Source organism: Serratia marcescens, assembly GCF_029846115.1.
Lineage (GTDB): Bacteria > Pseudomonadota > Gammaproteobacteria > Enterobacterales > Enterobacteriaceae > Serratia > Serratia marcescens_L.
The window spans coordinates 2,845,229-2,871,488 of the sequence record NZ_JARVZZ010000001.1 but is presented as its reverse complement, the minus strand read 5'-3'; the positions used below and the strand labels follow the sequence as shown (position 1 = coordinate 2,871,488).

General features: G+C 58.2%; 28 protein-coding genes. 15 read left to right on the top strand and 13 right to left on the bottom strand.

Annotated features, from left to right (window positions below; genetic code table 11):
- The first annotated feature begins 42 nt into the window (after nt 1–42).
- The 3 genes from QDT79_RS13500 (at nt 43) to QDT79_RS13490 (ending at nt 1,901) form a co-directional block, all read left to right on the top strand.
- Nucleotides 43–669 (top strand): LuxR C-terminal-related transcriptional regulator, encoded by a 627-nt coding sequence (locus QDT79_RS13500; RefSeq protein ID WP_063989520.1) that lies wholly within the window; start codon nt 43–45, stop codon nt 667–669.
- Between the two features lie 122 nt (nt 670–791).
- The gene (locus tag QDT79_RS13495) at nt 792–908 is read left to right on the top strand and encodes a DUF2770 family protein (protein ID WP_074181193.1); all 117 of its coding nucleotides are present in this window, start codon (nt 792–794) and stop codon (nt 906–908) included.
- A gap of 3 nt (nt 909–911) precedes the next feature.
- On the top strand, nt 912–1,901 hold the full coding sequence (locus QDT79_RS13490; protein WP_308316611.1) for a zinc-dependent alcohol dehydrogenase family protein: 990 nt from the start codon (nt 912–914) through the stop codon (nt 1,899–1,901).
- A 363-nt stretch (nt 1,902–2,264) separates the two neighbouring features.
- Here QDT79_RS13490 and QDT79_RS13485 read toward each other — a convergent pair whose 3' ends face one another.
- Together QDT79_RS13485 and QDT79_RS13480 are read right to left on the bottom strand one after the other, a co-directional pair.
- Nucleotides 2,265–2,780 (bottom strand): DUF2778 domain-containing protein, encoded by a 516-nt coding sequence (locus QDT79_RS13485; protein WP_233221892.1) that lies wholly within the window; start codon nt 2,778–2,780, stop codon nt 2,265–2,267.
- A gap of 592 nt (nt 2,781–3,372) precedes the next feature.
- Nucleotides 3,373–4,431 carry an AI-2E family transporter gene (locus QDT79_RS13480; RefSeq protein ID WP_149558694.1) on the bottom strand — a complete coding sequence of 353 codons (1,059 nt, stop codon included), beginning with the start codon at nt 4,429–4,431 and terminating at the stop codon, nt 3,373–3,375.
- Nucleotides 4,432–4,873: 442 nt separating this feature from the next.
- On the opposite strand from QDT79_RS13480, the gene QDT79_RS13475 reads away from it, so the two are divergent.
- Nucleotides 4,874–5,428, top strand: a complete 555-nt coding sequence (locus QDT79_RS13475; protein WP_063989516.1) for a cytochrome b — start codon at nt 4,874–4,876, stop codon at nt 5,426–5,428.
- Between the two features lie 23 nt (nt 5,429–5,451).
- Nucleotides 5,452–6,030: a YceI family protein gene (locus QDT79_RS13470; protein WP_016928208.1), complete on the top strand. Its 579-nt coding sequence runs from the start codon at nt 5,452–5,454 to the stop codon at nt 6,028–6,030.
- Between the two features lie 43 nt (nt 6,031–6,073).
- On the opposite strand, the gene trhO is transcribed toward QDT79_RS13470, so the two are convergent.
- Both trhO and QDT79_RS13460 read right to left on the bottom strand, forming a co-directional pair.
- Nucleotides 6,074–7,141 (bottom strand): oxygen-dependent tRNA uridine(34) hydroxylase TrhO, encoded by a 1,068-nt coding sequence (gene trhO, locus QDT79_RS13465; RefSeq protein ID WP_063989515.1) that lies wholly within the window; start codon nt 7,139–7,141, stop codon nt 6,074–6,076.
- A gap of 120 nt (nt 7,142–7,261) precedes the next feature.
- Nucleotides 7,262–7,447, bottom strand: coding sequence for a histidine kinase (locus QDT79_RS13460; RefSeq protein ID WP_233221893.1), 186 nt, complete (start codon nt 7,445–7,447; stop codon nt 7,262–7,264).
- A gap of 234 nt (nt 7,448–7,681) precedes the next feature.
- Between QDT79_RS13460 and QDT79_RS13455 the strand changes: the two genes are divergently transcribed.
- The 4 genes from QDT79_RS13455 (at nt 7,682) to QDT79_RS13440 (ending at nt 12,454) form a co-directional block, all read left to right on the top strand.
- Nucleotides 7,682–8,602: a Kdo(2)-lipid IV(A) acyltransferase gene (locus QDT79_RS13455; RefSeq protein ID WP_063989514.1), complete on the top strand. Its 921-nt coding sequence runs from the start codon at nt 7,682–7,684 to the stop codon at nt 8,600–8,602.
- 102 nt (nt 8,603–8,704) lie between these two features.
- Nucleotides 8,705–8,989 (top strand): YciI family protein, encoded by a 285-nt coding sequence (locus QDT79_RS13450; RefSeq protein ID WP_063989513.1) that lies wholly within the window; start codon nt 8,705–8,707, stop codon nt 8,987–8,989.
- 199 nt (nt 8,990–9,188) lie between these two features.
- Nucleotides 9,189–10,427, top strand: coding sequence for a multidrug efflux MFS transporter MdtG (mdtG, locus tag QDT79_RS13445; protein ID WP_308316610.1), 1,239 nt, complete (start codon nt 9,189–9,191; stop codon nt 10,425–10,427).
- 473 nt (nt 10,428–10,900) lie between these two features.
- A complete protein-coding gene (locus tag QDT79_RS13440; protein WP_046686847.1) occupies nt 10,901–12,454 on the top strand; it encodes a peptide MFS transporter in 1,554 nt (517 codons plus the stop codon).
- 48 nt (nt 12,455–12,502) lie between these two features.
- On the opposite strand, the gene QDT79_RS13435 is transcribed toward QDT79_RS13440, so the two are convergent.
- From QDT79_RS13435 to QDT79_RS13420, 4 genes are read right to left on the bottom strand one after another with little or no spacing between them, the layout of a single operon-like run.
- Nucleotides 12,503–12,901, bottom strand: a complete 399-nt coding sequence (locus QDT79_RS13435) for a VOC family protein (RefSeq protein WP_063989511.1) — start codon at nt 12,899–12,901, stop codon at nt 12,503–12,505.
- Nucleotides 12,892–13,320, bottom strand: a complete 429-nt coding sequence (locus QDT79_RS13430; RefSeq protein WP_063989510.1) for a YeeE/YedE family protein — start codon at nt 13,318–13,320, stop codon at nt 12,892–12,894. Before QDT79_RS13430 ends, QDT79_RS13435 begins: the two co-directional genes overlap by 10 nt.
- A gap of 2 nt (nt 13,321–13,322) precedes the next feature.
- Nucleotides 13,323–13,757, bottom strand: coding sequence for a YeeE/YedE family protein (locus QDT79_RS13425; protein ID WP_308316608.1), 435 nt, complete (start codon nt 13,755–13,757; stop codon nt 13,323–13,325).
- Nucleotides 13,747–14,064: an ArsR/SmtB family transcription factor gene (locus QDT79_RS13420; protein WP_063989508.1), complete on the bottom strand. Its 318-nt coding sequence runs from the start codon at nt 14,062–14,064 to the stop codon at nt 13,747–13,749. The genes QDT79_RS13425 and QDT79_RS13420 overlap by 11 nt, the downstream gene beginning before the upstream one ends.
- Before the next feature lie 135 nt (nt 14,065–14,199).
- Between QDT79_RS13420 and QDT79_RS13415 the strand changes: the two genes are divergently transcribed.
- The gene (locus QDT79_RS13415) at nt 14,200–14,994 is read left to right on the top strand and encodes an AraC family transcriptional regulator (RefSeq protein ID WP_308316607.1); all 795 of its coding nucleotides are present in this window, start codon (nt 14,200–14,202) and stop codon (nt 14,992–14,994) included.
- Here QDT79_RS13415 and leuA read toward each other — a convergent pair.
- Entirely contained in the window at nt 14,951–16,633 is a 1,683-nt protein-coding gene (leuA, locus tag QDT79_RS13410; RefSeq protein WP_308316606.1) for a 2-isopropylmalate synthase, read from the bottom strand. The two genes, QDT79_RS13415 and leuA, sit on opposite strands and share 44 nt — an antisense overlap.
- Nucleotides 16,627–16,845, bottom strand: coding sequence for a hypothetical protein (locus tag QDT79_RS13405; RefSeq protein WP_063989505.1), 219 nt, complete (start codon nt 16,843–16,845; stop codon nt 16,627–16,629). Before QDT79_RS13405 ends, leuA begins: the two co-directional genes overlap by 7 nt.
- Here QDT79_RS13405 and QDT79_RS13400 point away from each other — a divergent pair.
- Nucleotides 16,844–17,221, top strand: a complete 378-nt coding sequence (locus QDT79_RS13400) for a MysB family protein (protein WP_063989504.1) — start codon at nt 16,844–16,846, stop codon at nt 17,219–17,221. The two genes, QDT79_RS13405 and QDT79_RS13400, sit on opposite strands and share 2 nt — an antisense overlap.
- 33 nt (nt 17,222–17,254) lie before the next feature.
- On the top strand, nt 17,255–17,800 hold the full coding sequence (locus tag QDT79_RS13395) for a GNAT family N-acetyltransferase (RefSeq protein ID WP_107226980.1): 546 nt from the start codon (nt 17,255–17,257) through the stop codon (nt 17,798–17,800).
- A gap of 6 nt (nt 17,801–17,806) precedes the next feature.
- Here the strand turns inward: QDT79_RS13395 and QDT79_RS13390 are convergent, their stop codons facing one another.
- From QDT79_RS13390 to mdoG, 3 genes are all read right to left on the bottom strand, one after another.
- Nucleotides 17,807–18,052 (bottom strand): YceK/YidQ family lipoprotein, encoded by a 246-nt coding sequence (locus QDT79_RS13390; protein ID WP_038875425.1) that lies wholly within the window; start codon nt 18,050–18,052, stop codon nt 17,807–17,809.
- A 163-nt stretch (nt 18,053–18,215) separates the two neighbouring features.
- Complete coding sequence (mdoH, locus tag QDT79_RS13385) at nt 18,216–20,774, bottom strand: glucans biosynthesis glucosyltransferase MdoH (RefSeq protein WP_063989502.1); 2,559 nt, start codon at nt 20,772–20,774, stop codon at nt 18,216–18,218.
- Nucleotides 20,767–22,335, bottom strand: coding sequence for a glucans biosynthesis protein MdoG (mdoG, locus tag QDT79_RS13380; protein WP_025302384.1), 1,569 nt, complete (start codon nt 22,333–22,335; stop codon nt 20,767–20,769). Before mdoG ends, mdoH begins: the two co-directional genes overlap by 8 nt.
- 259 nt (nt 22,336–22,594) lie before the next feature.
- Between mdoG and mdoC the strand changes: the two genes are divergently transcribed.
- From mdoC to QDT79_RS13365, 3 genes are all read left to right on the top strand, one after another.
- Nucleotides 22,595–23,725, top strand: a complete 1,131-nt coding sequence (mdoC, locus tag QDT79_RS13375) for a glucans biosynthesis protein MdoC (RefSeq protein WP_063989501.1) — start codon at nt 22,595–22,597, stop codon at nt 23,723–23,725.
- A 304-nt stretch (nt 23,726–24,029) separates the two neighbouring features.
- On the top strand, nt 24,030–24,254 hold the full coding sequence (locus tag QDT79_RS13370) for a hypothetical protein (protein WP_063989500.1): 225 nt from the start codon (nt 24,030–24,032) through the stop codon (nt 24,252–24,254).
- A gap of 284 nt (nt 24,255–24,538) precedes the next feature.
- Nucleotides 24,539–26,260 carry a potassium/proton antiporter gene (locus tag QDT79_RS13365; RefSeq protein WP_060387562.1) on the top strand — a complete coding sequence of 574 codons (1,722 nt, stop codon included), beginning with the start codon at nt 24,539–24,541 and terminating at the stop codon, nt 26,258–26,260.

Genomic DNA, 26,260 nt, shown 5'->3' with positions numbered 1-26,260 from the left:
TACAGAAGATATGCTCCATCGGCTTTCAACAAGGACGTCACCATGAAACTACTTGTCGTGGACGAATGCTGCTTCACCCGGGTCGGTATAGCCAGCTACTTTGCTGATAGTGGGATTACGACGATCAAGTGCTGCCACAGCATTGAGTACGCTACGCCACTGTTGGCCAGCTTTCAGCCGAGCCACATTCTGGTGAACCTCAGCAACCAGTGCCGCTATAACGAAGCGGACGCACAGCTGCTGGCGTTTATGGAAGCCAGCCAGTCTGCTTTGCTGTTTATCTATCTCGACACGCCTTACCCCTACAGCGAAGCGCCAATGCGCATCGCCGATAACGCGTTTCTGTTCAATAAAAGCATTCTGCCGCTCACCTTGCGCACGCTGCGCGAAAATCCGCTGGCGCTGGCCGATGACGGCGAAGAGCGTTCCCTGTTCAGCCCGCAGGAACTGACGGTGATGAAATATTGGATGGCGGAAATGCCCAACTACCGCATCGCGAAAAAGCTGCAGATCAGCTCGCATACGGTGTACGTGCACAAGCGTCACATCACGGAGAAGATCAACGCGCGCAACCGGCTTGAGTTCTACTCGCTGTATAACGTGCTGCGTTATTTCTACCCGCCAAGCGCACCAACGAATTCGACGCCGCTGGCGCTGCTGGCGGTGTAATATCAAGCCTGCAATAACGCAGGCTTTTTTATCGCCACTCTTCCAGCGCTCACGCGCGGCGCGCTATAAAAGACGCCAAGAAAAGGACTATAATCAAAGGTCTCTTTCTTCAGGCGGCTGAAATGTTAAACCGAATACTGGCGGCTATCGTCAACAACGTGCGTGAGCACCTGGTGCTGTACCTTTGCCTGTGGCTGATACTGCTGGCGCTGGATGTTTATTTTTTCTTCGTGATGTAACCCATGCCGTCGTCATTTCCCCGCTTGAGCTTCAGCCGCTTCGGCGATCCCGCCCAGGTGCTGGCGCTGCAGCAGGTGAACAGGCCGACGCTGCGCCCCGGCCAGCGGCTGCTGCAGATGCGCTATGCCCCGATCAACCCTTCTGACCTGATCCCGATTCACGGCCAATACGCGCACCGCATCGCCCTGCCGCAGGTGCCGGGCTATGAAGGCGTAGGCGTCATCGTCGATCCGCAAAGCGGGCGCTCGACCGGCCGACGCGCGCTGGCGGTAGCGGGTGACGGCAGCTGGCAAACCTTCGTCACGCTGCCTGAGGATCGGATGGTCTGGGTGCCGGACGACATCGACGACGCCGGCGCGGCGCAAATATATATCAACCCGCTCACCTGCTGGGTGCTGCTGACGCAATGGCTGCCGCTCAACGCCGGTGACGTGCTGCTACTCAACGGCGGCGGCTCCGCCGTTAGCCTGCTGTTGGCGCAGATGACGGCACTGCGCGGCATTCGTCTGGCGGTGGTGGTGCGCAACGTCGCTCATCGCCCGGCGCTGCTGGCCGCCGGCGCCTGGCGCGTTATTGAGGCGCCGCAGCTGGCGCAAATGACCCACTTTGGCGCCCGCGCCGCTATCGACTGCATCGGCGGAGAAGACGGATTGCAGTTGGCGCGGGCGGTTCGCGCCGGCGGCGACTTTGTCGCGCTGGGCCTGCTGGGTGGGCGCCAGGTGAACTGGCGGCGCGTGGTGGACGAATTGAAGCTGCGCGCTTCGCTGTTCCACTTGCGCAAATGGAATGCGCAGGCGGCGCCGGCGCAGTGGCAAATGGCGTTTTATCAACTATTCCAGCTGCTGCGGCGCGGCCAGCTGGCGCTGCGCCAACCCGCCGCGATTTACCCTTTGCAACAGTACGCAGCTGCTCTGCAACACGCTGCGCAGCCCGGTGTGAACGGCAAAATCTTTCTTAAGCCGACGGCATCGGAGATGGTTGCGGTGGATTAACCATTATTCAACGGAGTTCCCAATAAATAAAATGCAATGGAGGAAAAGGCGCCTTTTCCATTAATACAAACTTATTAGTGGTGAGATGCCCTTTTATTAACACATCGGACATTCTGTATTTATCTGAATTGTCTTAATGCCATCTTTACCAAACCAAATATAACCAAGGCATAGAGAACCACAGTGAATATCAGCGTGCTGAATGTCAGTGGATCTGCGTCCATTTCATAGAAACCTGTTTGATACCTGCCAAAGAGTTGTTTAGAGGTATCGATGATGAGTGACGTTAAGCCATACAGTGGCATCCCATAGCGAGAAAAACAGAAAGCAGTAATGAAACATGCAATATACAGTACTATATTCTTAACGAGCGATGCATTTTTCAAACTTGCTCTCCCCTTGCACATCAACAAAACCATAGGTCATCAACGTACTGCGTGACCCAGGAACTCTAATAAGCTTCATTCCAAGGATGAAGCGACGAACCTTGTAAAACTCCAGACGACTCACAAACGTAATGCACCCTTCACTATAACCGCGGCCATCGGGTCTGAGCGGATGCAATCTAAAACTACCACGTGCGATCTTATTTACAAACATGCTGTCACTCATTGTTTGAGCACTGAACAGAGCTAACCAGTCGCTATGATCGTTTCCTGTGTACTGGTCAAGCACCCACGAACGAACTTGATTGGCTAGACTACCTCTCGGCCTGTCAACCACCCAATAACGACCAACAGGTATTGCACTGTTCTCAATGTAGGTGCAGTTAGGATCATTTGTGTACGGCTGCCTACCAGAAAAAACGGGGAAAGTACCTAGCCCATAGACGTGGAGCTTCGCTTCTCCTCCGTTTTTTGAAAGATCGTTGTAACTCATCCTCATTATCAACATGCACATATCCTTATGCTTGGTACATTTATGTACTCTACCGCTTTTCTTGGTATGTATAACAGTTATCACTGTTCTCGTAAAAGTATTTCACTAGCTATATCATCCGTAATTCCTGTCATTAATCACTACCGCATTATATATATTGAAAATGATATGGATAAAGATAAATTTTACGAACCCTTGGATGCCGCTAATTTACCGAAGTGATATTCCTGTTGTTACCCATATAGTCTTTAGGCGGAAAATAGAAAATCTTTCTGAACTTTGGGTGCTCACAAAATGAAGTGGTTGATTGAATGGCTGGGTAACTCGTTCGCTTACCTAATCCCTATCGTACTCATTATTGTCGGCGGGGTTATTTTCGTTTCAGTGTTCCCAAACTCTGGTTTTTACCTCACCCTCATCTGGGCCATTGTCGTTTGTGTCGTCTATGTAAAGTGGTCTAAGTGGTTGTAGTTTTTACTGATTAGCCAATGCTCCCAGTCTGCACTAACAGTATAAGCGTTAAGCCACCGTTGGGTGGCTTATTCAAAACTCATTAACAACGCACGGCTCAACGTGGCTACAAGAACGCTCCTCACTCCGGCGCAGCCGGAGGCTGGCGCGGCGGGCGGCCGTCTCCCAGAATAACCGCCAGCCGATAGCCGCCCTCGGTGGTTTCCAGCGCGATGCGCGCCACAATTGTCAGCGGCACCGACAGCAACATGCCCACCGGGCCGAGCAACCAGCCCCAAAAGATCAATGACAGGAACACCACCAGCGTCGACAACCCCAGCCCGCGCCCCATCACCCGCGGCTCGAGGATATTGCCGATCACCATGTTGACTGCGATAAAGCCGCCCGCCACCACCAGCGCATCACCCAATCCGTTGAACAGCAGCGCCTGAATCAGCGGCGGAATGGCGGCCAATACCGAGCCGATATTGGGAATATAGTTGAGCAGAAACGCCAGCAGCCCCCAGATAAAGGCGAAGCGCACGCCGACCGCCGCCAGGAAGATCCAGACGATCACCCCTGTGGCCAGGCTGATGATGGTTTTAATCACCAGATAACGCGTCACGCCGTCCAGCGCACGCCGCATCGCCGCGAGGCCTTCGTTCGGCTTATCCAACGCCTGTTGCAGCTTATAAGGCAGCAGTTGCACTTCGAACAACATAAACACCACGGTCATCAGCAGCAGGAAGACGTTGGTCATGGCGCCAGACAGGTGCCCCAGCATGCGGGTAACCAGATTCATCGCCGCGCTGGGATCGACATACTGCAGCATCGCTTCGCTGGAGAGGCTGATATTGAAGCGATCGGCGTAATGCTGCAGCTCGCGCAGTTTCTCGATCATCATGCCGCGGTACTGCGGCAACGAACGGGCGAACTCATTGAGCGAAGCGCCCAGCATGCCGATAAACAGCATCACGACCACAATCACCGCCGTCACCAGCAGCGTCACCCCAAGGATGCGCGGCACCCGGCGGCGTTCCAGCATCGCCACCAGCGGGTTCAGCACCATGGCGAGGAACACCGCCAATAAAAACGGCACCACAATGTCGGCGGCGGCTTTCACCCCAGCCAGAATGATCACCAACATCGCCAGCAGGACGGCCAAACGCAGGCTGTTGTCGGTTACACGGGTTCGGCCCATCACGTTTCCTTGTTATTTCACTGGGTTAACCGGCCACAAAGAGCCGACGCTTGGCGCTAATGGTAGCAAAGTCCGCCGTTATGCCGCAGAGGGTTACGCGTAACCGTTCGAAAAAATTAATCTTTCCGCCCTGCTCTTCGCCGCGAGAAATAGGCATAAACTTTGCCAACAAATAATCCCATCGAGCAATTTATGGACGATTTACGTAAAATGACAAAAGCTGACATTAATAGATAATAAGCCTAATTTTCAACAACTAGCATAATCGTTACGTGAAAGAAATAATATCATCTTCAACGATTTATCTGATGAACCCCGAACATCTCAAACAAATTCACTGACTAATATTTCTAAGAAGTAACATAGTTAAATTTATTATTGATTTTATGTTTCCTAAAGTTTAATTATTGCAGCCAGCCAATCGGTAATCGAAGGAAACAGGATGCTCTGGAAAAATACCGCCGATCGTTTCGGCCATGTGTCAGTGTTGATCCACTGGCTGGTGGCGCTGACGGTGTACGGCATGTTCGCGCTCGGCCTGTGGATGGTCACGCTGGGCTATTACGACGTCTGGTATCATCAGGCGCCGGAGATCCACAAAAGCATCGGCGCGCTGCTGTTCAGCGTGATGGTGATCCGCGTGATCTGGCGTTTTGTCTCGCCGCCGCCCAAGCCTCTGGCCAGTTATGGTCGCCTCACTCGCGTCAGCGCCATTCTCGCGCATCTGGCGCTATATGCCGTGCTGTTCGGCATTCTTATCAGCGGCTATCTGATCTCGACCGCCGACGGCCAACCGATCAGCGTATTCGGCTGGTTCGACGTGCCAGCCACCGTAACCGGCATGGCGGAACAGGCCGATACCGCCGGTGCCATACATCTTTACCTGGCCTGGGCCGTGGTAGTGCTCTCGGTACTGCACGGGCTGGCCGCGCTTAAACATCACTTTATCGATCGTGATGTCACTTTGAAACGGATGCTGGGTAGCAGCGCCGATTAACCTTTGGATTTATGGAGATTGCTATGTTGAAAAAGACCGTATTGGGCCTGACCGCAGGCGCCCTGCTGCTGAGCGCCGGTTCCGCACTGGCGGCGGACTACAAGATCGACAAACAGGGCCAGCACGCCTTTATCGAGTTCCGCATCCAGCACCTGGGTTATAGCTGGCTGTACGGCAGCTTTAAAGACTTCGACGGCGGCTTCACCTTCGACGAAAAAGATCCGTCCAAGGACAAGGTCAACGTGACCATCAATACCGCCAGCGTCGACACCAACCACGCCGAGCGCGACAAGCACCTGCGCAGCGCCGAGTTCCTGAATGTGGAGAAGAACAAACAGGCCAAGTTTGAATCCACCGAAGTGAAGAAAAGCGGCGACGGTTATGCAGTGGTCGGCAACCTGACGCTGAACGGCGTGACCAAACCGGTTACGCTGGACGCCAAACTGATTGGCCAGGGCAACGATCCGTGGGGCGGCTACCGCGCCGGCTTTGAGGCCAACGGCAAGATCAAGCTGAAAGATTTCGGCATCACCACCGATCTGGGTCCGGCGTCGCAAGACGTTGAGCTGATCATCTCCGTAGAAGGCGTGCGCGAGAAATAAAAAAAAGCCCGGCTTGGCGGCCGGGCTTCTCATTTCCTCAGGCTCAGCGGGCTGGGCCTTCTTCTTCCGGTGCCGGAATGTGCATCGTAGTCTGCAACAAGCCTTTCGACTTATTGAAGATCTTGACGCCGTTTTCACGGCCGGCACGGCGCGCGCGCTGCTCTTCACGCGGCAGCTTCAGCTCTTCGCGGCAAATCTCGCTGCAGCACCCTTCAAACTTGGCGGCGCAACTCGGGCACTGAATGAACAGCAGATGGCAGCCGTCGTTCTTGCAGTTGGTGTGGGTGTCGCACGGCGCACCGCACTGGTGGCAGTTGGCGATCACATCGTCGGAGATGCGCTCGCCCATGCGCTCATCGAATACGAAGTTTTTGCCGATAAACTTCAGCGGTAGCCCCTGTTCTTTCGCTCTGCGGCTGTACTCGATGATCCCGCCTTCCACGTGGTAGATGTTTTTAAAGCCGTTGTGCAGCATATAGGCGCTGGCTTTTTCACAGCGAATGCCGCCGGTGCAGTACATGACGATGTTTTTGTCTTTGCTGTCCTGCAGCATCTCCACCGCCATCGGCAGCTGATCGCGGAAGGTATCCGACGGCACCTCGATGGCGTTTTCGAAGTGACCGACTTCGTACTCATAGTGGTTGCGCATATCGACGAATACCGTATTCGGATCGTCGATCATCTGATTGACGCGATCGGCCTGCAGATACTCGCCGACGTTACTTGGGTCAAAGCTCTCGTCATCGATGCCGTCGGCCACGATGCGCTCGCGCACCTTGAGGCGCAGCACCCAGAAGGATTTGCCGTCGTCTTCGAGCGCAATATTCAGGCGTACCTGATCCAGCGCCGGGTGCGAGGCGAACAGCGCGGCTTTGAACGCGTCGAAATTATGCTGCGGCACGCTGATCTGCGCGTTGATGCCCTCTTTCGCCACGTAAACACGGCCGAACACCTTCAGTTTTTCGAACTGAACGTACAGGCTGTCGCGAAACGCCTTGGGATCGTCAATGGAGAAGTATTTGTAAAAAGAAACTGTGGTGCGCGGCTCGGTTTCCGCCAGCATGCGCGCCTTCAGTTCCTCATTAGAAATTCGGTTATGTAACACTGGCATGGTGTACTTTCCTGTCTTTCGGGAGGTGACTGATTTACCGCACGCGGCCTGCCGGCCCACGCGCGGCGCATATCATACCCGAAAAACCGCCGCCGCGCAGCCCTGGCGCAAACGCCCCGTTCAGCCTCCGCCGCCTTCGGTAAACGCGGAAGCCACTATGCCGAGCGCCATCATCACGCCGGCGAGCGCCAATATCGCGTTCATCTGCAAATGCGCGCCGACGCTGCCGACCGCTGCGCCCAAAACCAGCAGCCCCGCACTGATCCATGGTGCCAAAATATTTACCCTCTGAATAATTACCAGCAATAATATCGCCATTATCTTTGGCAGGAAAGATTGTGGAAAAATTCGGCATTCGATGCATATTTAACGCCCAAAGAGGGATTTTAATGCGTTGTGTTTTCCCGGATCGCCAGAAAAATGCCACAATAGTCGCAAACAAACGGCAGAAACGAACCTTGCCGCCGAGCTCACCCGGCTGCCAGACCATGCGATGACTCTGTCATTACACTTAAACAACCGTATTCAAACAGAGAACCCATGACTCAAGTTCCTACTTTCAATCGTTCCTTATTGCACCCGCGCTACTGGTTGACCTGGGTCGGCATCGGCTTGCTGTATCTGCTGGTGTTGCTGCCTTACCCCGTCATCTACTGGCTCGGCACCTCGATTGGGCGATTTTCCATGCGCTTTCTCAAGCGACGTGTCGCTATAGCCCAACGCAACCTCGAGCTCTGTTTTCCCGACATGCCGCAGGCCGAACGCGATGCGCTGGTAGTAAAGAATTTCGAATCGGTCGGCATGGGGCTATTTGAAACCGGCATGGCGTGGTTCTGGCCCAACTGGCGCATCGAGCGCTGGTTCAAGGTCAGCGGCCTGGAGCACATCCAAAAAGCGCGCGACAACCGGCAGGGCGTGTTGTTGATTGGCCTGCACTTTTTGACGCTGGAGCTGGGTGCGCGCATCTTCGGCATTCATAACCCGGGCATCGGCGTTTACCGCCCGCACGACAACAAGCTGATGGACTGGCTGCAAACCTGGGGCCGCATGCGTTCCAACAAATCGATGCTGGACCGCAAAGACATCAAAGGCATGATCCGCGCCCTGAAACAGGGCGATATCATCTGGTATGCCCCGGATCACGACTACGGCCCGCGCAGCAGCGTTTTCGCGCCGCTGTTCGCGGTGGACAAAGCCGCCACCACCACCGGCAGCTACGTGCTGGTGCGGATGGGCAAACCGGCGATCATTCCGTTCACCCCGCGCCGCCTGCCAGACGGCAAAGGCTATGAGCTGATCATGCAGCCGGCGGTGGAAAACTTCCCGCTGGATAACGAACTCGACGCCGCCGCCTTTATGAACAAAGTGGTGGAGAAAGAGATCCTGATGGCGCCGGACCAATACATGTGGCTGCATCGCCGCTTCAAGACCCGCCCGGAAGGCGAGCCTTCGTTGTACTGATCAAACCAACCCGCCGCCGGCGGGTTTTTTTATTGCGCGCCCCTTGAGAATCGACGGCGAGGGTGGGATGGTAAAGCCTTTACCGCCCCCCCCGGAGCCGCTATGTACATTGTCAGCCTGACCTACCATCGCCCCATTGCCGACGTCGACAGCCACCTTGACGGGCACATCGCCTGGCTTAAGAAATATTTTCAGGACGGCACCTTCATCGCCTCCGGCCGCAAGAATCCCCGCACCGGCGGCGTGATCCTGGCCAAAGGCATTGAGCGTGCGCGGCTGGACGCCATCCTGGCCGAAGATCCGTTCAACGCCGTGGCCCACTACGAGGTCACCGACTTTAGCGCCACCACCACCGCCACCGGTTTCGAGGCGCTGGCCGGCTTATAAAACGCTGTAAATTCCGCGCGCTAAGCGCGGAATAAGGTTTAAACGCCATTTTTAAAACTTTATTTCATTTTTCTCCCTATTTCCGTCCCCTGGTTTGCCGTTGCCACGCAGGCGGCGCATACTTATCAGGCTAACCTTCACGTTTTGCCCCTTCATCTTGCCGCCGGCAAAACGCGTCACCTTTCGGCAGTGGACATTTATGGCTTCGGCAGCAGAACCCGTTAACTGGAAACGCAACCTTTTCGTCGCCTGGGTAGGGTGTTTTCTCACCGGCGCCGCCTTCAGCCTGGTGATGCCGTTTCTGCCGCTGTACGTAGAGACGCTGGGCGTAACCGGCCATCAGGCGCTCAACATGTGGTCCGGTTTGCTGTTCAGCATCACCTTTCTGTTTTCCGCTATCGCCGCGCCGTTCTGGGGTGCCCTGGCCGACCGACGCGGCCGTAAACTGATGCTGCTGCGCTCCGCCCTGGGCATGGCGATCGTCATGGTGCTGATGGGCATGGCGCAAACGGTCTGGCAGTTTCTCGCGCTGCGAGCGGTGCTGGGGCTGCTCGGCGGGTTCATACCCAACGCCAACGCGCTGATCGCCACTCAGGTGCCGCGCAACCGCAGCGGCTGGGCGCTCGGCACCCTGTCTACCGGCGGCGTCGGCGGCGCGCTGATCGGCCCATTGATCGGCGGCCTGCTGGCCGATCTGTACGGCCTGCGCCCGGTGTTTTATATCACCGCCGCAGTGCTGTTTGTCTGCTTCGTGCTGACGCTGCTGTATGTCAAAGAGCAATTCACCCCGGTGCAAAAGCGCGACATGTTGCACGCACGGCAGGTGCTCGCCTCGCTGAAGAACCCGAAGCTGGTGCTCAGCCTGTTCGTGACTACCATGATTATCCAGATCGCCACCGGCTCGATTGCGCCGATCCTGACGCTGTATGTGCGCGATCTGACCGGCGCCACCCATAATCTGGCGTTTATCAGCGGGCTGATCGCCTCGGTGCCCGGCGTCGCGGCATTGATGAGCGCCCCAAGGCTGGGCAAGCTGGGCGATCGCATCGGCCCGGAGCGCATTTTGATATGTATGCTGATCGTCTCGGTGCTGCTGCTGATCCCGATGGCGTTCGTGCAAACCCCGTGGCAGCTCGGGGTGCTGCGTTTTCTGCTGGGGGCGGCTGACGGCGCGCTGCTGCCGGCGGTACAGACGCTGTTGATTTACAACTGCACCAATCAGGTGGCCGGCCGAATTTTCAGCTATAACCAATCGTTCCGCGACGTCGGCAACGTCAGCGGCCCGCTGCTTGGCGCCGCGGTCTCCGCCGGCTACGGTTTTCGCGCGGTCTTCGCCGTCACCGCTTTGGTGGTGCTATTCAACGCCGGTTATTCCTGGTGGTGTTTGCGGCGGCGGCCGGGCTACATGCGGGAAGACACGCTGCAGGAAGAACAATAGCTGCATTTATCGCCAATTTCCGCGATTGGCCGGATCAACGCCGTGTTTCCCCTACTTTTAATAATGCTTCCTTCGGGCCTGCGAATTTTCGCGCCAGTCGGAACATTCCTTATCCAACATATTGTTTATCAACAATTAATTAACCTTCAGCGCATAAAACCCGCTGTCAATCATATTCCTGTCATAACCAACAGAAAAACCAGAAAAGGAGATGCTTGTCGACTTTTCGTCTAAAAAATGGGATACAGGTACTAGACAAAACCAACGACCAGTTATCAAATGGTTAAATAATATCACGCCAGATGTGAACCATCGGCCAAGTGAAAAAAGGTCAGCACGCTTTCCACGGTTTATCAGCGTTGCAGCCGCGGTTTTGTCGGGTAATCCGCATTGGGCGGATCGCCTTCATTAAATACACATACAACCACAGTACGGGCTGCAGCCATGCAGCGCCTTTTTATTGGGAAATCGTTATGCAATCCTCTGTCAATAAGTCAGAAAGCCGGACCTTCTTCGGCCATCCCTATCCGCTGGGTTCTCTGTTCTTCACCGAAATGTGGGAGCGTTTCTCGTTCTACGGCATCCGCCCGCTGCTGATCCTGTTTATGGCCGCCACCGTGTACGACGGCGGTCTGGGTCTGGCGCGCGAGAACGCGTCGGCGATCGTCGGCATCTTCGCCGGCAGCATGTACCTGGCGGCGCTGCCGGGCGGCTGGCTGGCGGACAACTGGCTCGGCCAACGCAAGGCCGTCTGGTACGGTTCTATCCTGATCGCCCTCGGCCACCTGTCGATCGCCCTGTCCGCGGTGATGGGCACCAACCTGTTCTTCATCGGCCTGATGTTCATCGTGCTCGGTTCCGGCCTGTTCAAGACCTGTATCTCGGTGATGGTCGGTACGCTGTACAAGAAAGGCGATGCGCGCCGTGACGGCGGTTTCTCGCTGTTCTACATGGGCATCAACATCGGCTCGTTCATTGCCCCGCTGATCTCCGGCTGGCTGATCAAGTCACACGGCTGGCACTGGGGCTTTGGCATCGGCGGTATCGGGATGCTGGTGGCGCTGGTGATCTTCCGGGTATTCGCCGTACCGGCGATGAAACGCTATGACCGCGAAGTGGGCCTGGATTCCACCTGGAACAGCCCGGTCGCGAAGAAAAAAGGCGTCGGCGCCTGGCTGCTGGCATTGGCGGTAGTCCTGGCTGCGGTCATCGTGCTGATCGCTCAGGGCACCATCGTCATCAACCCGGTTGAGGTAGCCAGCGTGCTGGTGTACGTCATCGCCGCCTCGGTCACCCTGTATTTCATCTACCTGTTCGCCTTTGCCGGCCTGAGCCGCAAAGAGCGTGCACGCCTGCTGGTGTGCTTCATCCTGCTGATCTCCGCCGCGTTCTTCTGGTCGGCGTTTGAACAGAAGCCGACCTCGTTCAACCTGTTCGCCAACGATTACACCAATCGCATGGTCGGCGGCTTCGAGATCCCGGCGGTGTGGTTCCAGTCGATCAACGCCCTGTTCATCATCCTGCTGGCCCCGGTGTTCAGCTGGGCCTGGCCTGCGCTGGCGCGCAATAACGTGCGCCCGAGCAGCATCACCAAGTTCGTGATCGGTATCCTGTGCGCCGCCGGCGGCTTCGGCCTGATGATGCTGGCCGCGCAGAATGTGCTGAGCAACGGCGGCGCCGGCGTATCGCCGATGTGGCTGGTGGGCAGTATCCTGATGCTGACGCTGGGTGAACTGTGCCTGAGCCCGATCGGGCTGGCCACCATGACGCTGCTGGCACCGGAGAGAATGCGCGGGCAAATGATGGGGCTGTGGTTCTGCGCCAGTGCGCTGGGCAACCTGGCCGCCGGTCTGATCGGCGGTCACGTCAAGGCCGACCAACTGGATATGCTGCCGGATCTGTTCGCTCGCTGCTCCGTCGCGCTGCTGATCTGCGCCGCCGTGCTGATCGTGCTGATCGTGCCGATTCGCCGCATGCTGGAAAATACCCAGTCCAAGAGCGCGCAAAAACCGGCGACCAACGCCTGACGGATAACCCGTTTATCTTGCAAACCGGCGCTCGATGCGCCGGTTTTTTTATGCCTGCCAGGCCTGATGTTGCAGGACCACCCGGTAGCCGTCAGGATCTTCAAAGGTTTGCCCCGCCCGATCCCAATAGGGATTATAGGCGGTGACCGCCAGGAATCCCGCCGCCCGCATCCGCTCACACGCGGCTCGCCATTCGTTCTCATTCGGCAGGTAAAACACCAGCAGATGATCCTGCGTCGGCGCCTGCCCGACCCGCACCCCGCGATGCTGCGTAAACTCCAGATGGTAGGCATGCTGCGGATGCCCGATCATCATGCCGTCAAACCCCTGATGATCGACAAACTCGCCCAGTTTTTCGAAACCCAGCCCGCGGCAATACAGCGCGGCAATCTCTTGCAACCTATCGGTCGGGCGCGCAATGCGCAGCACCGCCTTGGCTATCGACATGAACGCCTCCATCTCATGATAATCTCATACAGCGCCATGCCCGCCAGCATGGCCAGCAGGAACGGCCATACCCGTTGTATCTCCGCCCCCGCCAACACCCAGGCCGGGCCAGGGCAAATGCCCGCAATGCCCCAACCAATGCCGAACAACGCGCTGCCCACCAGCAAACGGCGATCCACACGCCCGGCGGCCGGGATCTGCAGCGGTTCCCCCAACAGGCTCCGCTGGCGTCGACGCGCCCACATAAAGGCCGGCGCCGCTACCGCAATCGCCCCAACCATCACCAACGCCAGCGAAGGATCCCACTGGCCGGTAATATCGAGAAACGCCAGTACCTTAGCCGGATTGGCCATGCCGGCGATAATTAACCCCAGGCCGAAAATCACGCCGCTCAGCAGCGCCAACAGAGACTTAAGCATCTTCACCCTCCCAGCAGATGGCGCATCAGCCACACGGTCGTAAAGCCCAGCAGCATAAACACCGCCGTGGCGGCCAACGATCGCGGCGCCAACCGCGCGACGCCGCACACGCCGTGCCCGCTGGTGCAGCCGCTGCCCAATCGAGTACCCACCCCCACCAACAGCCCCGCCATCGCCAGCCCGCCGCTGCCGGCCGCGATCTCACCGGACGGCAAAGCCGCAGCGACGGCATACAGCCAGGGGGAGAGCAGCAACCCGCCAATAAATGCGGCGCGCCAGCCCCGCTCCCGGCCGCCCGCGCTCAATAAGCCGCCGGTAATGCCGCTGATACCGGCGATGCGGCCGTTGAACAGCAGCAGCAACGCCACCGCGCCGCCGATAATGGCCCCGCCCGCCAGCGCGGAATAGGGCGTGAAGTGTTGCCAGTCAATGGTCATCGCGGCTCTCCGGCTGTGGGCAATACAGTTGATACAGGGTATGGAGCAGCGTCAGCGCTTTGGCATCGGCCACCGCATAGTAAATCTGCTTGCCGGCGCGTCGGGTGGAGACCAAGCCCTCCTCGCGCAGCACGCCAAGCTGTTGGGACAACGTCGGCTGGCGGATAGCCAGCGTCTGCGCCAGCTCGCTCACCGCCATTTCGCCCTGGCTGAGCCGGCACAGCAGCAGCAGCCGATCTTCGTTGCCCAGGGCGCGCAGCATCGCACCGGCCTGCGCCGCCGCCTTGCGCATCGCGTCAATATCCATTGCCCCTCCATCAATTTACAAAATTATATAATATCATTTTATAAACTATCTTGTCGTGCCACGCCACAGACTGGTGTGAAACAGCGCCGCATGGCATGCTGTCCTCCCCCTTTTGCCGCGCGGAGCCTGCTTACGATGCTGTTGTTTCACGACATTCTGCCGCCCGATCAGCCTGTCCGGCCATTAGCCAGGGATTATCACCACGGTGACAGCGAGCCGGACCACTACCATAATTGCGCGCAGCTGATTCACAGCCTGAGCGGCGTGGTGCAGGTCACGACCCGGCTCGGCAGTTGGGTGGTGCCACCCGGCCGCGGCGTCTGGGTACCGGCGAAAATGGTGCACAGCCTGCGCATCACCGGCCAGGTAGCGGCCAGGACGCTGTTCGTCGATCCGCTGGCGCGTGCCGATCTGCCGGCCCAATGCCAGGTGGTACAGGTGTCGCCGCTGCTGCGCGAGTTGATTATCTGTGCGATGGAGATTGCGCCTGACTATCCAAGCGGCGGGCGCGATGAGCGCGTGATGGAACTGATCCTGGATGAGTTGAGAATGCTGCCGATTCTGCCGCTGCACCTGCCGGAACCGCGCGAGGCCTCTCTGCTCGCCCTGTGCCGCCATATTCAGGCCACGCTGGCACAGCCCTGGACGCTGGAACAGGCGGCCGCTCATCTCAGCGTCAGCGGGCGCACCCTGTCGCGGCGCTTCCAGCGAGAAACCGGGCTGCATTTTAGTGATTGGGTGCGGCGCGCCCGTTTGCTGGCGGCGTTGAACGCGCTGGCGACCGGCCGCTCGGTGTTGGAAGTGGCGCTGGATCTTGGCTATGACAGCCCCAGCGCGTTCAGCGCCATGTTCCGCCGGTTATTGGGGGTTGCGCCCAGCGACTATTTCAGCCGGACCGCGCCGACGACAGATAGCGCCCGGCAACGTTGAACAGCGCCTGCAGCGAAGCGCTGGCGGAGTCAACGTCGATACCAACGCCGTAGGTCGCCTCACCTTGCGGCAGCGTACAGCGGATATAGGCCACCGCTCGGCTGTCGCTCTGATGCCCCAGCGTATGCTCGTGGTAATCCTCGATCGCCAGCGGCAAGTCGAAGCGTTGGCGCAGCGCATCCACCGCGCTGGAAAGCAGGCCGTTGCCGGCGCCCTGCAGGCGCAGTGGCACTCCCTCGCAGGCAACTCGCGCGTTGAAGCTATAAGCCTCTACCCCGTGACTTTCCGTCTGGTAGCTTAACAGCTGCAAACGCGGCTGCTCCACCAGCCCGTAGGTATCGCGGAACAAGCGCCACAGCTGCGCGCCGCTCATTTCCTTGCCACTGCCGTCGGTCGCCCGCTGTACCACCTGACTGAAATCGATCTGCAAGCCGCGCGGCAACGCCAGCCCATGATTCTGTTCCAACAGCCAGGCGGCGCCGCTTTTGCCGGACTGGCTGTTGACCCGGATCACCGCCTCATAGCTGCAGCCGACATCGGCGGGATCGAGCGGCAGATAAGGCACCTGCCACCAGCCATCCTGTCGCTGCCGTTGCGCAGCGAAGCCTTTTTTGATCGCATCCTGATGCGAACCGGAGAAGGCGGTAAACACCAGCTCACCGGCATAAGGATGGCGAGGATGCACCGGCAGCTGATTGCACAGCTCCACCACCTCCACCACCTGCTTCAGGCGGCTGAAGTCCAGGCCCGGCGCTACGCCCTGGGTATAGAGATTCAACGCCAGCGTAACCAGATCGACGTTGCCGGTGCGCTCTCCGTTACCGAACAGGCAACCTTCGACCCGATCGGCGCCGGCCAACAGCGCCAGCTCCGCGCAGGCCACGCCGGTACCACGATCGTTATGCGGATGCACGCTAATCGTCACATCGGCGCGGCGGCTGAAGTGGCGACAAAACCATTCGATCTGATCGGCATACACGTTGGGCGTACTCACCTCCACCGTCGCCGGCAGGTTGATGATCATCGGCCGCTGCGGCCCCGGTTGCCACACCTCCGCCACTGCTTCGCAGATCTCCAGCGCGAACTCTAATTCAGTAAAACAGAAGGTTTCCGGCGAATACTCAAAGCACCAGGTGGTATCGGGCTGTGCCTCGCACTGCCGGCGGATGCGCCGCACGCCGTTCACCGCCAGCGCCACGGTGGCGGCCTTATCCTGGCGGAACACGATATCGCGAAACATCGGCGCCGTGGCGTTGTACAAATGCACGATAGCCCGCGGTGCTCCCTGCAGCGCCTCGAAAGTGCGATCGATCAGATCGTCGCGCGACTGCGTCAGCACTTGAATAGTGACGTCGTCCGGGATCAGCCGCTCGTCGATCAGCGTGCGCACAAAATCGAAATCCGTTTGCGATGCCGAAGGGAAAGCCACCTCGATCTCTTTGAAACCGCACTGCAACAGCAGTTGATAGAATTCGCGTTTGCGCGCGTTATCCATCGGCTCCGCCAGCGCCTGGTTGCCGTCGCGCAGATCGCTGGAGCACCAGCGCGGCGCCTGCCGCAGCGTACGCGCAGGCCACTCGCGGTCCGGTAACGCCACCGGCGGGAACGGTCGGTATTTGCTTGAAGGGTCGATTAACATGGGCTTCTCCTGACGCCTGAGTGAACGATAGCGCCATTATTTCCCGCCATCGCCGCCTCTTCTCCCGCTTTGCGGACAATCATCGTCGCAAAGCGGACAACAAAAAAATTTGCATCCTGCGCCAGTGAGACAACAATTAGTTTTGACGTTTTCACCCACGCGACGGCAGCACCGCCGGGCGCTTTACTCTCATCGTCAACGGAGGCAAACATGAGCCTGTATGCAACCCTGGAAGAAGCCATCGAGGCCGCACGCGAAGCGTTTATCGACACCGCCGAAGGCGGCAGCGGTGACGAACCACCGGTGCCGCAACAGTTCAATCTGCAAAAGTACGTGATGCAGGATGGCGACACGATGTGGCAGGCGGAGTTCTTCGAAGAAGAAGGTGAGGCGGTGGAATGCCTGACGCTGCGCAGCGGTGCGGCGGCGCAGGCGATCTTCGACGGTGACTACGACGAGGTGGAAATTACCGCAGAGTGGATAGACGAAAACACCCTCTACGAATGGGAAGAAGGTGACTTTCAGCTCGAACCGCCGCTGGATACCGAAGAAGGCCAGGCCGCGGCCGATGAATGGGATGAGCGTTAACCCGCACCACGCTTTCATCGCCAAGGAGGCAGCATGATCATTCGCCGGGCCCGCCCCACCGACTACCCTGCCATTTTGCAGCTGCAGGGGGAAAACGTGCCGGAAGCGCTCGACGAGCGCCAAAAACGGCAGGGATTTATCGTATCGCGCATGAATGAGGCACAACTGACGGCGATCAACCGCGGCATCGGCATACTAGTGGCCGAACAGGAGAACCAACTGGCAGGGTTCGTTTGCTTGATGCCCGCCGACGTGCACCCGAGGCCGCCGGTGGTGGACGCGATGCTGGCGACGCTCGCCACGCAATCCTTCACCGGGCGGGCGCTGAGTGAACAGCGGGTGTTTCTCTACGGCCCGGTTTGCCTCGACGCCGCCTGGCGCGGCAAAGGTGTGCTAAAGCGCCTTTACGCCGCGGTCAAAGCGCACACCCGTCATGACTACGACGTGGGCGCGCTGTTTATCGACGACGACAATCCGCATTCGTTGGCGGCTCACGTGCAAGGGTTGGGCATGACGGCGCTGGCGCCTTTCCATTGTGGGCAGAAAGGCTATCAGCTGGTGGTGTTCGCCACCCGCTGAACGGGTTTATTCATAGGGGCCATGCTGCGCATCGAATGGCAGCATAAAGGTGTCCACCACCATCGACAGCGGCACGTCTATCACCGTGACGTAGCGCCAGGGCGTATCGCGCAAATCCCACTGCACGCCGGGATAGTACTGGTGGCCATGCCCCGCACCGGGCACGGTGCGGCTGATGATGCTGCCGCAACCGGTTAAGACCATCACGCCGGCCGCCACGCAGGCCAGCCGAAGGTAGGAAGAGAGCTTCACGACATTGACTCTGAGCAAAGGGTTGTTTCGCGAGTGAACAACGCATCGGCCGCAGTCTACCACAGTTCCCTTTTTCTGCCGGCACCGGCGCACGTAAGCAAAAGGTAAAAAAAACGGGGAACGCGCCATGCGCATTCCCCGTCTGAGCGTTGCCGTTCAGCGATTAACGTCGGCCCGTTGGGTGTGCCAGCGGGTTGTGCGGCAACTGCTGATAGTGCTCACGCCAGGCGGCGCCTTCCGGCAGCAGCCAGACGCGCTGGTGCAGACGAGCCAGCGTGACCGGATCGCTCAGCAGCTCCAGACGTTTGCCCTTCACCAGCTTCTCCGGCCCCAGCTGCAGCGCTTCGTTCACCCGCTCCTCGCGGTTGCGATCGAGGGTAGCGCGCAGATGGTGACGCGCCGTCGCCAACGCCGTCGCCAGCGCGTTGAAAGACGGGTTGACCACCGCGTGCATAAAGCCGTTGGTCAGCGCACGGTTGCGGTTGAGATGCAGGTACTCTTCCGTCGCCAGCAGCTCGCGCGGCGGGTTGTACTCTTCCGGGATCAGGAACAGCTTGGCACGTTTGCTTTTCATGCCCAGCGTCGCGCGGCTCGACAGCACCGACACGAACGGCGACAGGATCAGCGAGAACACGATCGGCGCCAACCACCACAGGAAGCGCAGATCCAGCCACGCCATGCCGCCGGCCCACACCAGGCCCAGCAACATCTGCGAGCCATGGCGGCGGAACGCTTCGCCCCAAGGCGTATCGTCATCGTCACGCTGCGGCGAATTCCACACCACTTCCCAACCGAGGAAGGCGCTCACCACGAACACGGTATGGAACAGCATGCGCACCGGCGCCAGCAGCACCGAGAACAGCATTTCCATCAGCATCGAAATGAACAGACGGAACGCCCCGCCGTACTCTTTCGCGCCCTTGGCCCAGATCAGCACGATACTGAGCAACTTCGGCAGGAACAGCAGCACCAGCGTGGTGGAGAACAGCGCTATCGCCAGCTCGGGCCGCCACTGCGGCCAGACCGGGAACAGCTGCCGCGGCTGCAGGAAGTATTGCGGTTCCATCAGGGTGTGCACCACCTGCAACGCGGTGGAGAGCGCCAGGAACATGAACCACAGCGGCGCCGACAGGTAGGACATGACGCCGGTCAGGAACACCGCGCGGTGCACCGGGTGCATGCCTTTCACCAGGAACAGGCGGAAGTTCATCAGGTTACCGTGGCACCAGCGACGGTCGCGTTTCAGCTCGTCCAGCAAGTTTGGCGGCAGCTCTTCGTAACTGCCCGGCAGATCGTAAGCGATCCACACGCCCCAGCCGGCGCGGCGCATCAGCGCCGCTTCAACGAAGTCGTGCGACAAGATTGAGCCGGCGAAGGAGCCTTCGCCCGGCAGCGGCGCCAGCGCACAGTGCTCGATAAACGGCTTCACGCGGATGATGGCGTTATGGCCCCAGTAGTGCGATTCGCCCAGTTGCCAAAAATGCAGGCCGGCGGTGAACAACGGCCCGTAAACGCGGGTGGCGAACTGCTGCACGCGCGCATACAGGGTATCCATACCGGACGCCTTCGGCGCGGACTGGATGATGCCGGCGTTCGGGTTGGCTTCCATCAGACGCACCAGCCCGGTGAGGCATTCGCCGCTCATCACGCTGTCGGCGTCCAGGATCACCATGTAGCTGTACTCGCCGCCCCAACGACGGCAGAAGTCGTCGATGTTGCCGCTCTTGCGTTTTACGCGGCGGCGACGGCGGCGATAGAAGATGCGGCCGTGGCCGTCGACATCGCGGCACAGCTCCATCCACGCCTTTTGCTCCGCCACGCAGATGTCCGGATCGTAGCTGTCGCTCAGCACGTAGATATCGAAGTGCTCCAGTTGACCGGTGGCGGCGACGGACTCATAGGTCGCACGCAGGCCGGCGAACACGCGTTCGACGTCTTCGTTGCAGATCGGCATGATCAGCGCGGTGCGGTGCGCCGGGTTGATCGGCTCATCGCCCTTGATGGTGGAGGAAATACTGTATTTGTCTTTACCGATCAGCAACTGCAGGAAGCCCATCAGCGCGGTCCAGAAACCGGCCGAGACCCAGCAGAACAGCACGGCGAACAGGATCAGAATGCCGGTTTGCAGCACATACGGCAGCAGCTGCAGCACCGACTGCATCAGATCCTGATCCAGCATGGCGATAGGATCGATCAGCGCCCAGCCCTGATAAGGCAAGATGGTTTTCATGTACCAGGTGGCGATGCCGGTCTGCACCAGCATCAGCACCAGCAGCACATAGCGGCGCATGGAGCCGACAACGCGCCAGCGGTTCTCAGCCTCGGCCTCCTCTTTGGTGGCGTGCCGATTGTGCGGCGAACGCCCCAGCAGAGAATCCCAGAAGCGCGCCACCGGGTTGGTGCGCCAGGCTTCCGGGAACATGGTGGTTCGTTTGATCGGCGGCGTCGCCTTCAGAATGGCGCGCCCTTCGGCGTCGGTATCGAAGTCGTCATCGCTGACCGCATCCGGCCAGGCGTTTTCGATGCGCGGTTTGACCGAGGCCAGCGCCACGTCATCCGCCGACAGGCTATTGACGTTGGCGTCGGCGGCGCCCATCTGCCGATGGAGCGCCTCCAGTGCCTGAGCGTCATCCGCCGTTTGAGGGTTGAGCGCCTCCGACCGCTCGGCGGTCAGAGGCAGCGCCGCAAGATAATCCTGGGCGGGTTGAGTAGGCTTATTCATTGGCAGGTAGCTGATAGCTCCAGGTTTCCGACAGAGTCTTATCGCCATTGACCAGCGCCGCGCGCATTTCTACCGGCTTCTTGTCGTCTTTCACTTTCAGACGCACCGTCAGGCGCCAGCCTTTGGTCACTGGGTTATAGCGGACGTTGTTTTCTACCATTTCACCGTTGTCGCCGATGCTGATCTGAGAAGCGACCGGGGTATTGGCATCCAGCCCTTTCAGCACCGGACCGACGAAGTCGACCAGGAAGGCCACGCTGCCGTCTGGCTCGCGAATCAGGTTGGACTGCTTCACGTCACCGGTCGAACGCATGGTCCGCGCCACATAGGCGATGTCTTGCGAATGCAGTTTGTCTTCATCGCGGGTGAAGTTCAGACGGTAGCTCAGCGTCAGCGGCTTTTTGGCTTCCGGCAAGGTATCCGGCGTCCAGAACGCGACGATGTTGTCGTTGGTTTCATCCGCCGTCGGGATCTCCACCAGCTCGACCTTGCCTTTGCCCCAGTCGCCCTTCGGTTCGATCCAGGCGCTAGGGCGCAGATCGTAACGATCGTCCAGGTCTTCATATTCTTTGAAGTTGCGACCGCGCTGCAGCAGACCGAAGCCTTTCGGATTCTCGACGGTATAGGTGCTGACGGACAGGTGTTTAGGATTGTTCAGCGGACGCCAGATCCACTCGCCGTTGCCGGCATGGATAGACAGACCGTTGGAATCGTGCAACGCCGGGCGATAGTTCAACGTCGGCGACGGCTGGTTCGGCCCGAACAGGTACATGCTGGTCAGCGGCGCCAGGCCCAGTTTGCCCACCTTGTCGCGCAGGAACACTTTAGACTCGACGTCCACGGTGGTGTCGCGGCCCGGGATCACCGTGAAACGGTAAGCGCCGGTGGCGCGCGGGGAATCCAGCAGCGCATAGATCACCAGATGCTTGTCGCCCTGCTTCGGACGCTCAACCCAGAATTCGCGGAAACGCGGGAACTCTTCGCCGGACGGCAAAGCGGTGTCGATAGCCAGGCCGCGAGCGGAAAGCCCGTAAACCTGCCCTTTACCCACTACGCGGAAATAGCTCGCGCCCAGCAGGCTCATGATCTCATCGTTTTTGTCGGCGCTGTTGATCGGGTAAAGCACCTTAAAACCGGCAAAGCCGAGGTTTTTCACCGATTCTGGGTCGTGTTTGACCGAACCGAAGTTGAAGTAATCCGGGCTGTACTTGATCTGTTTTACGCTGGTAGAGGTGACCTCGTTGATTTTCACCGGCGTGTCGAAGTACATCCCCTGATGATAAAACTCAAGCTTGAAAGGGGTTTTCAGCTTGCTCCAATAGGCTTTATCGTGATTGAACTGAATCTGCTGATAGTCTGCGAACTTCATCTCGCGGAACTGAGAAGGAAGGTTGCTCTTCGGGGCTTCGAAACCTTTCGCCGCCAGATCCTGCGCCTGCTTGGCCACATCATCAATAGAAAAGGCCCAAGCCGGCGAACTGAACAGCGTGAACAATACGGTAGCACCTAACCAACGAACGCTCGCGGCGCGTGGTTGTCCGGATAATATATTAACTAGCACATCCCCCCCTATTCGTGTGCTCAAATCATTTAAATCCATATTAATGGATTACTCAGCTTTCCGACAACATGATAAATGGATGGTTCATGTTTACGGCTCATTGTTTAAGCAGCTGATGGAACACCAGCGTAGCAAGCCGCGCAACAAGACGCTATGGAAAAATGCGGGGGGCTATAGTAGGGTTCCGGATAACAATTTAACGTTTGACGACTTATTAAGCGTGTTAATGAACTCTCGATTAAATCACCAGCGGTAATCTATGACTAAAGGCAGCAAACAGCGCGAGTTTTTTCTCGATTCGATCCGAGCCTATTTGATGTTGCTCGGGATTCCGTTTCACCTCTCCCTGATTTATTCCAGCCATGCCTGGGCGGTGAACAGCGCGTCGCCCTCTTTCTCGCTCACGGTGCTGAACGACTTCATTCACGCTTTCCGCATGCAGGTGTTCTTCGTGATATCCGGCTACTTCTCCTACATGCTTTACGAGCGCTACGAGCGCCACCAGTGGCTGAAGGTCAGGCTGGAGCGGGTGGCGATCCCGCTGCTGAGCTCCATCCCGCTAATCACGGTACCGCAGTTTTTCATGCTGAAATACTTCACCGATAAATTAAACGGCTGGGATGAATTTTCTCTCTATCAGAAAATAAATGTAACAGTTTGGGAATTGGTTTCTCATCTCTGGTTCTTATTGACACTGTCATTGTTAACCTGCGCCTGTTTTTATCTGTTCCGCAAAATCAAGCATCAACCCCGTGAGCCTATTCCGGCGTTAATAAACCGAATGCACGGATTAGGAAACATCTCACTGTATTTCTTTATTTATGCGGTATGCTATTCGGCCGCGCACCGCATTATTTTAATTTTCGCCCCGCAGCTATTATCCAACGGCCTGTTCAATTTCGTGGTGATGGAGACGATGTTCTACCTGCCGTTCTTCATCCTCGGCGCCTATGCGTTTAAGTACGTGTGGCTTAAGGAGATTTTTCTGCGCCGCTCACCGCTGGCGCTGCTCGGTTCGCTGCTGCTGTTTATCGCATATATGCTGAATCAAAAGCTGTTGGCGCACAGCAGCTATATGTTCGAGGTAGAAGTGGTGATCAAAACCCTAATGGGGATCCTGATGACCAACGTCGTGTTCTCTTTCGGGCACAACTTGCTGAATTATCACTCGCCGCGCATCACCTATCTGGTCAACGCCTCGCTGTTTATATATCTGGTGCACCATCCGTTGACCCTGATATATGGCGCTTTCGTGACGCCTTATATCGGCAACAACCTGTTGGGATTCTTGCTGGGCCTGCTGTTTGTGTTCTCGCTGGCCTTCGCGCTATATGAACTGCACAAGCGTATTCCGGTGCTGCGCTTCCTGTTCTCCGGCAAGCCGCAATAACCTTCCGCCCCTGTAAACCCGAACGTTTGCAGGGGTTTCCCGTCATCTTGCCGTCGTGCAAAAAGCCTATACTGGTGGTTTGCATGCAGAGCACACATTGCTCAGCCTGGCGTCGCCCGTTAGGGCAAAGTGATACGGCTGCATAGATAAACTAGCCGTTATAACTGCAATGCATAAGTAGAAATCCGGATCCCTGCCTTACGGTAGTGATTGGGCTCAACACCCCCGAAGGGCTGCGCGATCGTTGAATTTATTCGATGGCGTTAGCTGCATCTCCCTTCCGTCACGACAGAGAGGATTTTGAATGACCGATAAGCACACCCCGGCTCAGGAAGCCATAGCGGAAAACGCCACCCTGCTGAAGATCCTCGGCAGGTTGCTGTCCGCACTGGACGCCTCAATCAGCGGCAAAGAACGCAGCGTTTTGGTCGCTGAGCTCTCCAACTTCAATCTCGACGGCATTTCCGAAACGGAAAGCAAGTTGGCCAACGAGCTGATCAAACGGGCGCTGGAATCGCTCGACCACTAACCCTACCGCGTCTGCAAACCATTAAGCCTGCCAGCGCGGGCTTAATGGTTTTTCCCTCAGCCACGATCGGAAATTGTTGCCAAAGCAGAAATACAGCAGCCTGATAATGTTGGATAAAAGGCAGGATTATCTCTCTTCTCCTCACTTTCTTCGGTTAATCGCATCAAAGGGCAATAATTGATCGGTTGTTTTCGCAATCAGCCTTGGCGTTTTACCCACTAAACACGCTATCATCGACACACGCGCAGTGCCCCACCGATTCCCAGCCTCAGGAGAGCAATATTTTGGATGCCAGCACCATTAACAGTTTGTTCGTCATCGGTGCCGTGCTGGTGGGGGCAAGTATTCTGCTCAGCTCATTTTCTTCCCGGCTCGGCATTCCGATCCTGGTGATCTTCCTGGCGATCGGCATGTTGGCCGGCGTCGATGGCCCCGGCGGCATCGTCTTCAGCAATTATCCTGTCGCTTATCTGGTCAGCAACCTCGCGTTGGCGGTGATCCTGCTCGACGGCGGCATGCGAACCCGGGTCAGCTCATTCCGCGTCGCTCTGTGGCCGGCGCTGTCTCTTGCCACCATCGGCGTGGTGATCACCGCCGGCCTGACCGGCATGGCCGCCGCCTGGCTGTTCAACCTCGATCTGCTACAGGGGCTGCTGATCGGCGCCATCATCGGTTCCACCGACGCCGCCGCGGTCTTCTCGCTGCTGGGCGGCAAAGGGTTGAACGAACGCGTCAGCGCCACGCTGGAGATCGAATCCGGCAGCAACGATCCGATGGCGGTGTTTCTCACCATCACGCTGATTGCGATGATCGCCGCCGGAGAAACCGCGCTGAGCTGGACCTTCCCGCTGCATCTGATGCAGCAGTTCGGCATGGGTATCGTCTTCGGTCTGGGCGGCGGCTGGCTGCTGCTGACGCTGATCAACCACATCAAACTGGCGGACGGCCTCTATCCGCTGCTGGCGGTGAGCGGCGGTATTCTTATTTTCGCGCTGACCACTGCGCTGGACGGCAGCGGCATTCTGGCGGTGTACCTGTGCGGCCTGCTGCTGGGCAACCGGCCGATCCGCAACCGTCACGGCATCGTACAAACCTTCGACGGCCTGGCTTGGCTCAGCCAGATCGGCATGTTCCTGGTACTCGGCCTGCTGCTCAACCCGCACGAGCTGCTGCCGATCGCCATCCCTGCCCTGCTGCTGTCGCTGTGGATGATCCTGTTCGCCCGCCCGCTGTCAGTGTTTATCGGCCTGCTGCCGTTCCGCAGCTTTACCCTGCGCGAACGCGGCTTTATTTCCTGGGTCGGCCTGCGCGGCGCGGTGCCGGTGATCCTGGCGGTGTTCCCGATGATGGCCGGGCTGCCCAACGCCCAATTGTTCTTCAACGTGGCGTTCTTCGTGGTGCTGGTCTCCCTGCTGCTGCAAGGCACCACGCTGTCGTTTGCCGCCAAAAAAGCCAAGGTGATCGTGCCGCCGGCGCTGACGCCGATCTCCCGCGTTGGGCTGGATGTACACCCGGAGAACCAGTGGGAACAGTTCGTGTATCAGCTTTCGGCGGAAAACTGGTGCGTCGGCGCGGCGCTGCGTGAGCTGAAAATGCCCCCCAACACCCGCATCGCCGCCCTGTTCCGCGGCAAAGAGCTGCTGCACCCTAGCGGCAGTACCCGGCTGCGGGAGAACGATATTCTGTGCGTCATCGGCCATGAGCACGATCTGCCGATCCTCGGCAAGCTGTTCAGCCAGGCGCCGGCCGTGACGCTCGACGAACGCTTTTTCGGCGACTTTATCCTGCAATCCGACGCCCGTTTAAGCGACATTTCTCAGCTTTATGGCCTCAACCTTCAAGACGACGTGGACGAGCAGCAGACGCTTGGCCAGTTCGTCATTCAGCTGATCGGCGGTGAACCGGTGATCGGCGACCAGGTGGAATGGGACGGCCTGACCTGGACCATCGCCGAAATGGACGGCAACCAAGTCAGCAAGATAGGCGTGCGGATCGTAACCGACTGA